The organism is Allobosea sp. LjRoot9 (assembly GCF_964252745.1).
In the GTDB taxonomy this organism is placed as follows: Bacteria; Pseudomonadota; Alphaproteobacteria; order Rhizobiales; family Beijerinckiaceae; genus Allobosea.
Map to the genome: position 1 here is coordinate 358,987 of NZ_CAXUPC020000001.1, position 13,437 is coordinate 372,423.

Annotated in this window: 14 protein-coding genes; 9 read left to right on the top strand and 5 right to left on the bottom strand. The window is 65.2% G+C overall.

All coding sequences use genetic code 11. From position 1 onward, the window contains the following. Positions 1 to 31: 31 nt before the first annotated feature. A complete protein-coding gene (locus ACSQ3P_RS01735; protein ID WP_436163973.1) occupies positions 32 to 604 on the bottom strand; it encodes a PAS domain-containing protein in 573 nt (190 codons plus the stop codon). Between the two features lie 396 nt (positions 605 to 1,000). Here ACSQ3P_RS01735 and ACSQ3P_RS01740 point away from each other — a divergent pair, with 396 nt between their 5' ends. Both ACSQ3P_RS01740 and ACSQ3P_RS01745 read left to right on the top strand, forming a co-directional pair. After that, positions 1,001 to 1,822 (top strand): rhomboid family intramembrane serine protease, encoded by an 822-nt coding sequence (locus ACSQ3P_RS01740; RefSeq protein WP_436163974.1) that lies wholly within the window; start codon positions 1,001 to 1,003, stop codon positions 1,820 to 1,822. A gap of 231 nt (positions 1,823 to 2,053) precedes the next feature. Continuing rightward, positions 2,054 to 2,485, top strand: coding sequence for a CBS domain-containing protein (locus ACSQ3P_RS01745; protein ID WP_436163975.1), 432 nt, complete (start codon positions 2,054 to 2,056; stop codon positions 2,483 to 2,485). A 144-nt stretch (positions 2,486 to 2,629) separates the two neighbouring features. On the opposite strand, the gene ACSQ3P_RS01750 is transcribed toward ACSQ3P_RS01745, so the two are convergent. The 3 genes from ACSQ3P_RS01750 to folE all read right to left on the bottom strand — a co-directional run bounded on the left by ACSQ3P_RS01750 (position 2,630) and on the right by folE (position 5,133). Continuing rightward, entirely contained in the window at positions 2,630 to 3,655 is a 1,026-nt protein-coding gene (locus ACSQ3P_RS01750; protein WP_436163976.1) for a patatin-like phospholipase family protein, read from the bottom strand. 289 nt (positions 3,656 to 3,944) lie between these two features. Next, the gene (hisI, locus tag ACSQ3P_RS01755; RefSeq protein ID WP_436163977.1) at positions 3,945 to 4,403 is read right to left on the bottom strand and encodes a phosphoribosyl-AMP cyclohydrolase; all 459 of its coding nucleotides are present in this window, start codon (positions 4,401 to 4,403) and stop codon (positions 3,945 to 3,947) included. Positions 4,404 to 4,491: 88 nt separating this feature from the next. Continuing rightward, a complete protein-coding gene (gene folE / locus ACSQ3P_RS01760; RefSeq protein WP_436163978.1) occupies positions 4,492 to 5,133 on the bottom strand; it encodes a GTP cyclohydrolase I FolE in 642 nt (213 codons plus the stop codon). A gap of 181 nt (positions 5,134 to 5,314) precedes the next feature. Here folE and ACSQ3P_RS01765 point away from each other — a divergent pair, with 181 nt between their 5' ends. After that, positions 5,315 to 5,761: an iron-sulfur cluster assembly scaffold protein gene (locus ACSQ3P_RS01765; RefSeq protein ID WP_436163979.1), complete on the top strand. Its 447-nt coding sequence runs from the start codon at positions 5,315 to 5,317 to the stop codon at positions 5,759 to 5,761. Positions 5,762 to 5,821: 60 nt separating this feature from the next. Here ACSQ3P_RS01765 and ACSQ3P_RS01770 read toward each other — a convergent pair whose 3' ends face one another. Next, positions 5,822 to 6,553 (bottom strand): phosphatase PAP2 family protein, encoded by a 732-nt coding sequence (locus ACSQ3P_RS01770; RefSeq protein WP_436163980.1) that lies wholly within the window; start codon positions 6,551 to 6,553, stop codon positions 5,822 to 5,824. A gap of 119 nt (positions 6,554 to 6,672) precedes the next feature. Here ACSQ3P_RS01770 and yidD point away from each other — a divergent pair, with 119 nt between their 5' ends. From yidD to ACSQ3P_RS01800, 6 genes are all read left to right on the top strand, one after another. Further along, positions 6,673 to 7,047, top strand: a complete 375-nt coding sequence (yidD, locus tag ACSQ3P_RS01775) for a membrane protein insertion efficiency factor YidD (RefSeq protein WP_436163981.1) — start codon at positions 6,673 to 6,675, stop codon at positions 7,045 to 7,047. A 51-nt stretch (positions 7,048 to 7,098) separates the two neighbouring features. After that, entirely contained in the window at positions 7,099 to 9,099 is a 2,001-nt protein-coding gene (gene thrS, locus ACSQ3P_RS01780) for a threonine--tRNA ligase (RefSeq protein WP_436163982.1), read from the top strand. Between the two features lie 101 nt (positions 9,100 to 9,200). After that, complete coding sequence (locus ACSQ3P_RS01785) at positions 9,201 to 10,484, top strand: DUF2157 domain-containing protein (RefSeq protein ID WP_436163983.1); 1,284 nt, start codon at positions 9,201 to 9,203, stop codon at positions 10,482 to 10,484. Then, positions 10,484 to 11,104 carry a GDYXXLXY domain-containing protein gene (locus ACSQ3P_RS01790; RefSeq protein ID WP_436163984.1) on the top strand — a complete coding sequence of 207 codons (621 nt, stop codon included), beginning with the start codon at positions 10,484 to 10,486 and terminating at the stop codon, positions 11,102 to 11,104. Before ACSQ3P_RS01785 ends, ACSQ3P_RS01790 begins: the two co-directional genes overlap by 1 nt. 227 nt (positions 11,105 to 11,331) lie before the next feature. Then, the gene (locus ACSQ3P_RS01795) at positions 11,332 to 12,540 is read left to right on the top strand and encodes an OpgC family protein (protein WP_436163985.1); all 1,209 of its coding nucleotides are present in this window, start codon (positions 11,332 to 11,334) and stop codon (positions 12,538 to 12,540) included. 5 nt (positions 12,541 to 12,545) lie between these two features. Next, positions 12,546 to 13,307, top strand: a complete 762-nt coding sequence (locus ACSQ3P_RS01800) for an SGNH/GDSL hydrolase family protein (protein WP_436163986.1) — start codon at positions 12,546 to 12,548, stop codon at positions 13,305 to 13,307. Positions 13,308 to 13,437: the final 130 nt, after the last annotated feature.

Sequence of the window (13,437 nt, forward strand, 5' to 3'; positions counted from 1 at the left end):
GTCGCGCTTGGGTTAACGCTTGGTTAGGCTTTCAAACTCTGCCGCCGGGAAGGACCATCAATTTTGGCGGCCCCGCGCGCATTGGCGGTTCCGAGGCGCGCTGGGATGGAACGGGCGGCCAGAGCATGCGCAGCGAGATCATGCGCATCGCGGCCAATGTGTCGAGGCCGAGCCAGGCCGGCGTGACCGCGGGCGATAGGGCGCCGAGCACGCGTGCATGGGTCCGGCCGCGATAGCGCAGGGGCAGCAGCAAAAGTTCGAGATAGACCGGCGCGCCGGTCTTCGTCTCGCCCGAGAGTCCGGCGACGGCGCCTGCCGTCTCGTCCATCACGGTCTGGACGAGGCGGCGCATTTCGCCTTGCGATTCGACATCGGGCCATAGCGCGGTGAAGGCGCGACCGCGCAGTTCGTTGCCGATGAGGGCGCAGAGCCGCGTCCCCGCCAGCCGGAAAACCGGGCCGATCGGCTCGTTTTCCAGCACGAAGGTATCAGCCAGCGCATGTCGCAATGCGCCGGGTTCGATCTCGCCACGTTCGGGGGCGGCGCGGTCGCCGCGCAACGCGTCCCAATATTCGTGGACCAGTCGGGTGCTCGTATTCTTCATTGCGCGTCCAATGCTGCCTGTCGTCCCCCTCCGGCACGGCTTGCGTGCCGCGATGGGCCACAAGCGTCAGGAGGAAGGACAATCGGGTCCTCACGGGAATCGAGGACGCAGTCGGCATGCCGTCTTGCCATGCCGGGGGCGGGGCGGCCTGCGCAGGGGTCGGTTAAGGTTAATGAATGGTTAGGATTGTGGATAACTCGTTAGAATGTATCATAAATTTTAGCAGTTCCGCGGGGGCGGAAGGGGAGTGACCCCGGCGCAGGTCTTAACGGCCCGCGCCGGTCGCAGCCTGGAAGAGGGAGAGCCGCGAGGCTCTCCCTTTTTTATGTCTCCAGGCGTTCGCGTTTACGTGCGCAGGCTTGCGTCGGCCCGCGCCATCGGCAAGGGTTGGTCTGCATGTCGGACACATCCTCCGGTCCTGGCGCCCCTTCCGGGCGCGAGCCGATCCTGAACCTTCCCGCCGTCATTATCTGGCTGGTGGCGCTGCTGGCGCTGATCCAGGCCGGGCGCGGCTTGCTGTCCGACTATGACGACTACCTGGTGATGTCCTGGTTCGCTTTCGTGCCGGCGCGATTGACCATCTGGTTCGCGCCCGACCGGCTGGAGGAGGTCCTGAGCGCGCTGGCGCAGTCGCTGCAGGGGCAGGATCTCGCCGACAGGCTCGGCCTCGCCCGGCTGCTCCTGGCGGATGGCGGCCCCAGGCTCTGGACGCTGCTCAGCTATGGCCTGCTGCACGGCTCTTGGGTGCATCTGATCTCGAACGTCGTATGGCTCGCGGCTTTCGGCAGCCCGGTCGCGCGCCGACTCGGTACGGGGCGCTTCCTCAATCTGATGGGCCTGTCGACCATCGGGGGCGCGCTGCTGCACTGGTGGTCGCGCGATCTCGACGTGTTGCCGCTGGTGGGCGCCTCGGCCGGCGTCGCCGGCGCTACCGCGGCGGCCGCGCGCTTCGTCTTCGCGCCTGGCCTGCGCTTTGGTGCGCTCGGCGATGACGCGGTCGTCAAGGCAATTCCCGCCGAGCGCATCGGTCAGATCTGGCGCAATTCGCGGGCGCTCCTGTTCATCGGGATCTGGTTCATCACCAACATCCTGTTCGGTTCCGGGCTCGTGCCGATCTTCGGCGAGGAGACCAGCATCGCCTGGGAGGCCCATATCGGCGGCTTCCTCGTCGGCCTGCTGCTGTTTCCGCTGCTGGACAAGGGCGCGGTCAAAACCTGATGCCGTAAGGCTTTGGTTCTGCATCGGCTTGTTCCGAAAAGCGGTTCCCACTTTTCGGGCCGATGCTCGGCCAGAGGAGCCTTGCCTGCGCTCCGGTCTTCCCTCACACTTATGTCATTGCGAAGGACCTGGAACTGCCTCCTTGGCGAGTCGATCCGTCAGCGGCCGGACTCCAGTCCCGCTGAACGCGTGCCGGTCAACGGCGCCACCTGAAAAAGGAGGATCATTTCGATGAACGTCGCTCAACTTCTCGGTGACAAGGGCCATGATGTGATCTCGGTGCTTCCGCACCGCACATTGGCCGAAGCTGTGCGTACCCTCAGCGAAAAGCGCATCGGCGCGGTGGTGGTAATGGGCGCGGATGGCGCACTCGTTGGCATCCTGTCGGAGCGTGACATCATCCGTGCGCTCGGCGCGAACGGTGCGGCGGCGCTGGAGATGCCGGTCTCGCGGGTGATGACCGCCAAGGTTGTGACCTGCCGGCCGCAGACCAGCATGGACGAACTGATGGAGATGATGACGTCGGGCCGGTTCCGGCATGTCCCGATCGTCGAGGACGGCAGGATCGCCGGCATCGTCTCGATCGGCGATGTCGTGAAGCACCGTGTCGCCGAGATCGAGGCGGAGAGCCGGGCGATGCGCGACTATATCGCGATGGCCTGAAGTCTAGAGCCGGATGATTTCAGACGGGGTCACAAAGTGACTCCGTCTGAAATCTGAATCCGTCTCTCATCAAGGAGTTAGAGCAGGATCAATGCGAAAAACCGGTTCCCACTTTTTCGCATCCTGCTCTAGGCCGCGGCCAGCTCAGTCGACGCTGGCCGTGCGGCTTGCGACCATGACCTCGATCTCGTCCAGGACACGCTGGGTGGCCTGGCGGCCGAGTTCGAAGGCCTCGTCGGCACGGTGGAAATCGAACAGCCCGATGCGGCCGAGTTTTGGGCCGATCATCACATCGGGCGGATCGCCGGCGAGACGCGAGCGCGAGATCCGGTCCTGTGTGATGTTGAAGGCGTCGATCATGACGCCGGCGAGCCCCGGCCGGTCGCTGCTGGGGCGGCCGACCATGCCGCGCACGCGCTTGGCCGCACCGGTGATGCCGCCGAACCAGCGCGATGTCGGCGGCGTATCGAGTTCGGGCTCGGGATCGGGTTCGGCCGCGTGGCTCTGGATGGTGGTGCCGCGCCCGGTGAGATCGCTGTTGAGATTGACGCAGATGACGACGTCGGCGCCCATTGCGCGCGCGGCCGTAACCGGCACCGGGTTGACCAGCGCGCCATCCATCAGCCAGCGCCCGCCGAGCTTCACGGGGTCGAAGACGCCGGGCAGGGCATAGGAGGCGCGCAGCGCCTCGACCAGCGGGCCATGCGTCAGCCAGATCTCGTGGCCGGAGCCGAGTTCGGTCGCGATCGCGAGGAAACGCACCGGTAGCGCCTCGATGCGGGTGTTGGTGAGGTCGCGCTCCAGCAGCCGCTTAAGCCGCCCGCCGGCGATGAGGCCGGCTCCGCCGATATGGAAATCCATCAGCCCGACGACACGGCGCTTGGTCAGGCTGATCGCGAAGTCCGACAGCTCCGTGAGCTTGCCGGCGGCGAAGCAGCCGCCGACGACGGCGCCGATCGAGGTTCCCGCGATCACGTCAGGGCGATAGCCGGCTTCCGTCAGCGCCTGAATCACGCCGATATGGGCCCAACCGCGTGCCGCGCCGCCACCGAGCGCAAGCCCGATCCGGGGCCTGCCGCGTCGTGGCGGCGCCGCGGTGGTCATGTCGTTCATCGTGGCTCCACCTCCGCCTAACCCAAAGGCATGCTTGGCGATGTCATCCCACAACATGGACTCGATCCTCCGCGGATCCCACAACATGGACCCGATCCTCCGCGGGAGGAACAGAGTCGCAGGCGAGGATGAGGGAATCATGAATAGGGCCGGCTGACCCTTGCGGATATCTGCGGCATTTGTCGAAAACATGAAGGCTTGGTGAAAGGATCACCAACGCTGCGGCTGATCCTGCTCTCACTCTTAGATGAGAGACGGTTTCAGGCGAATGCAAGAGCAGGATGCGAAAAAGTGGGCACCGGTTTTTCGCATTGATCCTGCTCTCACTTTTGGATGAGAGACGGATTCAGATGTCAGATGGGATCACTTCGTGAGCCCATCTGACATCATCCGGCTCTAGCGGCCGGAAGCCGGTGTCCCGCTGTGCGTCGCGGCCCAGTGGCTGGCGCCGGTAGAAGCAGGAATGCCGCCCGGTATGGCAGCAGCCGCCATCGCCGGCGACGTTGACCTTGAGCCAGACCGCGTCCTGGTCGCAATCGACCCGCATCTCGACGATCGTCTGAATCTGCCCCGAAGTCGCGCCTTTATGCCAGAGTTCCTTGCGCGAGCGCGACCAATACCAGGCCTCGCCAGTCTCGATGCTGCGCTGCAAGGCCTCTGCGTTCATATGCGCGACCATCAGCAATTCGCCCGTCGCCGCGTCGGTCGTGACGCAGGTGACGAGGCCGTTCGCGTCGAAGCGGGGGCTGAGCGAATCGCCCTCCTCGAGGGCTTGCTTGTCCGTGGCGACCGGGAAGAGGCTCATGGGGGCTCCGGAAGGGCAAAGGGCGCGTCGACTTGACGCGCCCTTGTAGGGATGCAGGCAACCGCTGCCAATCGGCCTTCTGCCCGGGTTATAGGCCGGGCGACTTGACCATGGTGAAGAAGCGGACCTGCTCGGCGGGATCCTTGAAGATGCCGGTATATTGCGTCGTCATGGTCGAGGAGCCCTGCTTCTGCACGCCGCGCATCGACATGCACATATGCTCGGCCTCGATCAGCACGGCGACGCCGCGGGGCTTCAGCACCTTGTCGATGACCTGGGCGATCTGCGCTGTCATCGTCTCCTGCGTCTGCAGGCGGCGCGCATAGACGTCGACAATGCGGGCGAGCTTGGACAGGCCGACCACACCCTTGGACGGGTAGTAGCCGATATGCGCCTTGCCGACGAAGGGCACCATGTGATGCTCGCAATGCGAATAAAACGGGATGTCGCGCACCAGGACCATGTCCTTATAGCCTTCGACCTCCTCGAAGACGCGTTCGAGAACCTCGTGTGCGTCCTCGTGATAGCCCTTGTAGAATTCCCTATAGGCCTTGGTGACGCGGCGCGGCGTGTCGGTGAGGCCTTCGCGCGAGGGATCGTCACCGGCCCAAAGGATCAGCGTGCGCACCGCTTCCTCGGCCTGTTCCTGCGTCGGCTTCTTGATCAGAAACTTGTCTGCAGAGGGGCTGAGCACCCGCTCGACGGACAAGGACTTAACCACAGGGTTCATGTGGTGCCTCCCGTTTACGATGACATGTCCCGCGGCTGGGCCGGCCAAAGACCGGTGCACGGGGCTGCGACAAGTTTCACTCCTGTGGCAGGATGCGCTTGCGCGCTCTCCCGCCCGCTGACGATCCACCCTATATTGGGTGAGCGCCCCGGTCACTCCAGACCCCGGTGGAGACCGAGATATGCTGAGCGACGTCTATAACAAGCGGATCCTCGAACTTGCCGGCAATATTCCGCTGCTGGAAAGGCTGCCGGCTCCCGATGCCACCGCCAAGGCGCATTCCAAGCTATGCGGCTCGACGGTGACAGTCGATGTCAGCATGGAGGGCGATGTCGTCACAGCCTTCGGGCATGAGGTGAAGGCCTGCGCGCTCGGACAGGCCTCGTCCTCGATCATGGCGCGTCATGTCGTGGGCTCGACGGCTGACGAATTGCGCCGCGTCCGCGAGCAGGCGCGGGCCATCCTGAAGGAGAATGCCGAGCCGCCGGGCGGGAAATGGGGCGATCTGTCCGTGCTCGTGCCGGTGCGCGACTACAAGGCGCGCCACGCCTCGACCATGCTGACCTTCGACGCGGTAGTGGATGCGATCGGCCAGATCGAAGCGCGGCGGCAGCAGGCGGCTGAATAGGCTTTCATTTCCGACGTGTTTTCTTCAAGCGAACCGGTGCCCGCTTTGCTTGAAATCGCTTCAAGTCAGACCGAACGCCTTCCTGATCTCGGGGCGCGTCTCGTCGAAGCGGGTACGGAAGGCTCGCTCGGCCAGGAGCGCCTTGGCGATGGCGCGCCCGGCCTTGTCGCCGGCCGTGAGATCGGAGGGATAATGGAAGCCGCAGACGAGGCGGCTCTCGTCATAGCTCTTGACCCGCTCCTCGAATTTCGCGGCGAGCTCGGGCACGGCCTCGGACAGCAATTCGGCATAGAGCGCGGCGGTGGCGGCATGGCCGGAAGGGAAGGAGGTGCCGTCGGGACGGCCGCCGGGGCAGGGCTTGATCCTGACCTTGTTCCAGACGGTGAAGGGCCTTTGCCGGCTGGTCAGGCGGCGGACACTGAGCAGCACGATGCTGGCCTCGACCTGCGCCTCCTTGAACAGGAGCCGCATCTCGCGATGCGTCGCGTCGACATAGCTCTGGCCGATGCCGTCGAGGAAGCGGTTGAGGGTCTGGTACTGATCGGCGATCGCGGCCTTCTCGCGCTCGGGCGTCCGGGTCGAGGAGATTTGCAACACCTGGTCGAACTCGGCCTTGTTCTCGGGCGAATTCTGGGCCGGTGGCAGGCCGATGATCTTGGCGACGTCGATCTTTCCCGGATCGAGCCAGATCAGATAGGCACGCTGCTGAGCGGCGGCGGGCATGGCGAAGCCAAGCCCAAGGGAGAGGCCGAGGCCGGCGATGGCGTAACGAAAGCGCTGAGCGTGATTCATGTGTCGTCGTTTTGAGAAAAGCGGACCAAGTGACGGACTACCGGAAACAGCCGACGGAGCCAAATTCGCACGAGCCTGCTGAACAAAGGCTTTCAGCCCGCCTGTCGTCCGCTGCCCGGATGGTCGCGCGCCTGCCGCGCCGCGCCGCGCATGGGCTGATCCGGAGTTACCAACTCAGCCTGTCGCTGCTGGTCGGGCGGCATTGCCGGCACTGGCCAAGCTGTTCGGCCTATACCGACGAGGCGATCCAGCGCCATGGGCTGTGGCGCGGTGGCTGGATCGGCTTCGCCCGGATCTGCCGCTGCAATCCTTACGGCACCAGCGGCATCGATCTCGTCTGCGAGGAATTGCCGCCGGACGCGACCTGGTATAGGCCGTGGTCCTATGGCCGCTGGCGCGGCGTGAACGCGCCCCCTTCCGAAGGTGTGACAGCGGCCTTCGATTCCGACGCGCAACCGGCTGCGGGCGACGGAAGCGGCACCCCGCATCCGTAGCCGGCCTTGACTTACGGGGCTTGTATCCCCGAGTGAGCAGGAAAGCGATCGATGACGATCTCCCTGACATTTCCCGATGGCGCCAAGCGCGAATTTCCTTCCGGCATCACCGGAAAGGCGATCGCCGGTGGCATTTCTCCCTCCCTGCTGAAGCGCACAGTCGCGATGGCGCTCGACGGCGTGGTCGTCGATCTCGGCGATCCGATCGAGAAGGACTCGAAGATCGAGTTCCTGACCCGCGAGGATCCGCGCGCGCTCGAGCTTATCCGCCATGACTGCGCCCACGTTCTGGCGGAGGCCGTGCAGGCGCTCTATCCCGGCACGCAGGTGACGATCGGCCCGGTGATCGAGGGCGGCTTCTTCTACGATTTCGCCCGCAACGAGCCCTTCACGCCGGAGGATTTCGAGCCGATCGAGAAGAAGATGCGCGAGATCATCGCGCGCGACGCGTCCTTCACCAAGGAAGAGTGGAGCCGCGACAAGGCCAAGGCCTTCTTCAAGGAGAAGGGCGAGGCCTACAAGGTCGAGCTCGTCGATGCGATTCCCGCGGACCAGACGCTGAAGATGTACGCGCAGGGCGATTGGATCGACCTCTGCCGCGGTCCGCACATGACCTCTGTCGGCAAGGTCGGCAATGCCTTCAAGCTGATGAAGGTGGCCGGCGCCTATTGGCGCGGCGACAGCAGCAACGCCATGCTGACGCGCATCTACGGCACCGCCTTCGCCAAGCAGGAGGAGCTCGACGCCCATCTCAAGCAGATCGAGGAGGCGGAGAAGCGCGACCACCGCAAGCTCGGCCGCGAGATGAACCTGTTCCACTTCCAGGAGGAGGGGCCGGGCGTCGTGTTCTGGCACTCCAAGGGCTGGCGGCTGTTCCAGGAAATCCTGACCTATATGCGCCGGCGGCTCGCAGCCGATTATGAGGAGGTCAACGCGCCGCAGATCCTCGACAAGTCGCTCTGGGAGACGTCTGGCCACTGGGGCTGGTACCAGGACAACATGTTCGCGGTGAAATCGGCGAGCGCGTTCGAGAACCCCAACGACCCGACGCGCGACCAGAAGGTCTTCGCGCTGAAGCCGATGAACTGCCCGGGCCATGTCCAGATCTTCAAGCATGGGTTGAAGAGCTATCGCGATCTGCCGATCCGGCTTGCCGAATTCGGGGCGGTGCATCGCTATGAGCCGTCGGGTGCCTTGCATGGGCTGATGCGCGTGCGCGGCTTCACCCAGGACGACGCGCATATCTTCTGCTCGGAAGATCATCTCGCGGCGGAGTGCCTGAAGATCAACGAGCTGATCCTCTCGGTCTATGCCGATTTCGGCTTCACCGACGATCTCGTCATCAAGCTCTCGACGCGGCCGGACAAGCGCGTGGGGACGGATGCGATGTGGGACCATGCCGAGGACGTGATGAACCGCGTACTGGTGGAGATCGCGGCGCAGTCCGGCAACCGGATCAAGACCGAGATCAATCCGGGCGAGGGCGCCTTCTACGGGCCGAAATTCGAATATGTCCTGCGCGACGCCATCGGCCGCGACTGGCAATGCGGCACCACGCAGGTCGACTTCAACCTGCCGGAGCGCTTCGGGGCCTTCTATATCGGCTCGGATGGCGAGAAGAAGACGCCGAGCATGGTCCACCGCGCCATTTGCGGCTCGCTGGAGCGCTTCGCCGGTATCCTGATCGAGCACCATGCCGGGCATTTTCCGCTCTGGCTGGCGCCCGAGCAGATCCTGGTCTGCCCGATCACCTCGGAGGCCGACGCCTATGCCGAGCAGGTTACGATCGCCTGCATGAATGCGGGCCTCAGGGCGCGCGCTGATCTTCGCAACGAGAAGATCAGCTACAAGGTGCGCGAGCATTCGCTGGCCAAGGTCCCGGTGATCCTGGCCGTCGGCAAGCGCGAGGCGGAGGAGAGGACCGTGACGATCCGCCGTCTCGGCAGCCAGGCGCAGAGCGTGATGACGCTCGACGCGATGCTGGAGGCGCTGAGCGACGAAGCGATGCCGCCAGACCTGAAACGGCTCAAGGCTCAGAGGGCCGCCGCCTGATCAGGGTTTCCGCCTCTCAGCCCTCAGGATGAGGGCTGAGAGGCGGGAGGACGGTTGGTCGGCTCTCGCCAAGGCGAAAGCCGCATGCCAGATTGCCGGCCATGTTGACTGGCTCCTATCGCAAACGACTCGATGCCGACCTGATCCGCTGGGTCGGAGAGGGACTTCTCCCGGCCGACAGCGCGGCCTCCATCCGCCAATCGCTCGCCCGCGAGGGCGGCTTCAAGCTGCCGGCGCTGCTTGGCATGTTCGGTGGGCTCCTGATCGCTTCCAGCGTCGTGGCTTTTGTGGCGGCGAACTGGGAGGAGATGCCGCGGCTGGTGAAGCTCGGCATGATCCTGGTTGGCCTCGCGGCCGCGCTTGGCATCGGGGCAAGGCTGCAGGCGCGCGGTCCCACGCTGGGCGCCGATGCGGCCTCGACCTGCGGCACGCTGATCTTCGGTGCCGGCATCGCGCTCATCGGCCAGATGTATCACCTCCCGGCCGATTGGCCCGCCGGTGCGTCGCTGGTCGCGATCGGGGCGTTGCTTGTCGCGCTGCTGCTGCGCTCCAACGGCGCGCTCATTATCGCCTTCGTCGCGATGGCGGCGTGGAGCACCGGGCGCTGGGAGGAGAGCCGCGGAGCGCTGCACCTGCCCTTCTTCCTGCTTTACTTGCCGGCACTCTGGCTTGCGCTTAGCCGCACAAATCGCTTCGTCCACCATGCCGCCGTGCTGGCGCTGGCGCTGTGGTTCGCGCTGCTGCCGGGCGATTGGCTCTATGGCCGCTTCGACTATGGCCTGCTCGCCTATGCGCTTGGGCTTGCGGCCGTCTATGTCGTGCTCGGCGCGCTCGCGCTCGATCGCGGCGGGCCGGCGCTGCTGACCTGCTGCCTGCCCTGGGGGCTGCTCGCCTTGATGGCCGTGCTCAGCGTCGAGCTGATCCGCATCCTCGACGCTTCGGAGTCACGCGCCGGCAGCGCGATTTGGTTGAACTATCTCGCCTATGGCCTTGCCGTTCCGGCGATCGCGGCGCTTCCGGCGCTGGCGCGCGAAAGGCGCTTCTCCCTGCCGCTGGCAACCGCGCTGCTGACCGCGCTGATCGTGCCGCTGGTGTTCTGGAGCGGGCGCGTCGTAGGGCTGCCGGGCAAGGCCGTCGTCGCGGGCCTGATCCTCGTCGCTGCGATCGGCTTCGTGGTCGCCGGCGTCTCGGGCGGGGTCCGGCGGATCATGCTGGCAGGCTCGGCCCTGTTCGGCCTCGCCATCCTGATCCTGCTTGGCCAGACCATCGGCACGCTGCTCGACCAGTCCGTGTTCTTCCTGGTGGCGGGCGGCCTGCTGCTCGCCCTGGCGGGTGGTGCGCGCAAGCTGTTCGCGCGGCTGAGCCCCCCCGTGGAGGCGCGCTGATGCGTATCGTAAGCGCCGACCGCCTCATTGCCCGTGTGCCGCTGCTCTGGCGCGCGCTTTTGGCCATTCTCGCCCTGTGCGGCGTGCTGCTGGCGCTGGTCGAGAGCCGGGCCGGCATCCTGCGCTCGGGAATCGAGGTTCGGCTGCGGACGGTTCCGGTCGATCCACGCGACCTGTTCCGGGGCGACTATGTCGTGCTCGGCTATGAGATCAGCACGCTTGACCCGGCAAAGCTTGGCGGTGAGAGCGGCTTTCGGCGCGGCGAGACTGTCTATGTCCGGCTCGCGCCGGGGCCGGACGGTTTTGCGCGCGCCGTCGCCCTCTCCAGGAGTCGCCCGGCGGGCACGGCGGCGGAGCCGGTGATCGCAGGGCGCGTCGTCGGCACCAATGCCTGCGGCACCAATGAGAGTGGCGCCATGGACTGCTCGCAGGAGCGTCGCGGTTTGCGTGTCGCCTATGGGCTCGAAAGCTATTTCGTGCCGCAAGGCTCCGGCCGCGCGATCGAGCTCACGGAGCGCCGGCGCATCGAGGTCGTGGCAGCGGTGTCGCCTTCCGGTGAAGCCGCGATCAAGCGCCTGCTGATCGACGGCAAGCTCGTTCACGCCGAGCCGCCTTACTGAGCCAGCCGCCGCGCTTGGTCTGCCGCCGCACCTCGCCTGCCGCCAGCGTTCGCAATCCCCAGTTCCGCTTCCGGCCACACCGCTGACACGCGGATGTGATCGCGTATCTGATGACCCGTGATCGCTTCGCCTTTATATGAACACGAGATGAACAACATGGGCAGGCAACGTTCATGTTGGCGGCGGGGGAGCCAACTCCCGCTGTGGATTGCTTGGAGGAACGCCAGGTGTCGCAAGCGTTGATTCTCGGGCGCTTTCTGGCTTTTGGGCGGCACGCTGCGGTGGCGGGTCCGCAGTCTGGCCGCGATGCGCGCATCGACATCATCCGCGGCCTGGCGCTGCTGGTCATCTTCATCAACCACATGCCCGGCAATGTTCTCGCGGGCTACACGCCGCATAATTTCGGCTTCTCGGACGCGGCCGACGCCTTCGTGCTGCTGGCGGGCGTCTCGGCGGCCCTGGCCTATGGGGCGTTGATCGACCGGCATGGGCTGGCATTCGGCATCCGCAGGATCGCCTTGCGGCTGCGGACGCTCTACGTCGCTCATATCGCGGTTTTCCTGATCGTCTGCGGCGTCGTCGCGGCGGCAGTCACGCGCACGCAGAATCCACTTTATATCGAGGCGATCAACATCCAGCCCTTCTTCAGCGACACGCCGACGGCCCTGCTCCACGCGCTGACGCTGCAATACCAACCGAACTATCTCGATATCCTGCCGCTCTATGTCGCGCTTCTGGCGTTGTTCCCGCTGATCTATCTTGGCGTCCGCCTCAGCCCGGCCTTGACGCTCATTCTCTCGGCAGCACTCTGGCAAGGCGCAGTCTTCCTCGAGCTGAACCTGCCCAATACGGGCTCTGCCGGCTGGTTCTTCAATCCCTTCGCCTGGCAGTTCCTCTTCACCATGGGCGTGGTGATCGGCCGGAGCCGGCAACTCGGCGTTGTGGCTCCGCGTCTGAGGCCGCTCGATATCGCGGCGGCGGGCTATCTCGCCTTCGCCGTGATCGTCAAAACCGCTTCCGGCAACCCGTTCGGCATCGCTGCGATGAATGACTGGATCGATACCGTGCAGCTCGGAATGGACAAGACCAATCTGGGCTGGGAGCGCGTGCTCCATGTCGCGGCGCTGGCGTGGCTGGTGATCCGCTTCGTGCCGGCCGGCTCCGCCATGCTGAACTCATCCGGCGCGCGCCTTCTCGCCGGGCTCGGTCGGCACTCGCTCGAGGTCTTCTGCGCCGGCATCGTGCTCGCGATCATCGGCCAGGTCATCCTGACGGAAACCGCCTTCGCTTTGGGCGTTCAGTTGCTCGTTTGTGCCATCGGCGTTATGATATTGATCGGGTTAGGGGTTTTCCTCTCTTGGCATCATTCGGCATCGTCTCGCAACGCGCCCGCCAAACCGTCGCTCACGCTCGGCGCGTCGGGGCCGCAGCGCTGATAGCGTTGCTGTTCGCCGGTCCGGTCCTCGCCGGGCCGATGCCGGCAGGCGCGATCACCGATCTGCGCTGCCGCAACGGCGCGGCGCAGCAGCCGTTCCTGCCGGTGCTGCCGGCGGCCAGGAAGGTCCTGCAGGAGACCGGCTCGGTGACGATCGTCGCGCTCGGCTCGTCGGCGACGGCGGGTTCCGGCGCCAGCGCCACCGACAAGAGCTATCCCGCGGTGCTGGAAACGGAGCTGAAGCGGCGCCTTCCCAATGCCGAGGTCAAGGTCATCAACAAGGGCGTCGGCGGCCAGTCGGCCTACGACATGCTGTTGCGCATGGATGCCGATGTGATCGAGGAGAAGCCCTCGATCGTCATCTGGCAGACTGTGGTCAACGACGTGGTCCGCGATGTCGGCGAGGAGAAGCTCGCCAAGATCCTGCGCAAGGGCATCAGGAAGGTCCACGAGGCGGGCATCGACATGGTCGTGATGGACCTGCAATGGCTGCCGCGCGAGGATCGTTATCCGAAATATGAGGGCTACCGCGCCGTCCTGACCAAGACCGCGCAGGAACACGCGGTCTCGATCTTTCCGCGCTACGCAATGATGCGCAACTGGGCGAGGTCGAAGCAGTTCTCTTCGGAAGAACTGGTCGGCATGGACGGCCTGCACATGGTCGATTCCAGCTATCGCTGCCTGGCGATCCGCATGGCTGACGGCCTCGTCAGCGGATTGACCGGAGAGAAGTCGGACTTCCCGGACAAGCCCCGCTCGACCAATTGAGGTTGGCTCGACCTCTGAGCATTGCGCGAAAAAGTGGGTACCGGTTTTTCGCGTGAGCAATGCTCTCAACTCTTGGAATCGATCACGTCGCATTCGGACGTTTCCGTCCGAATGCGACGTGATCTTAGAG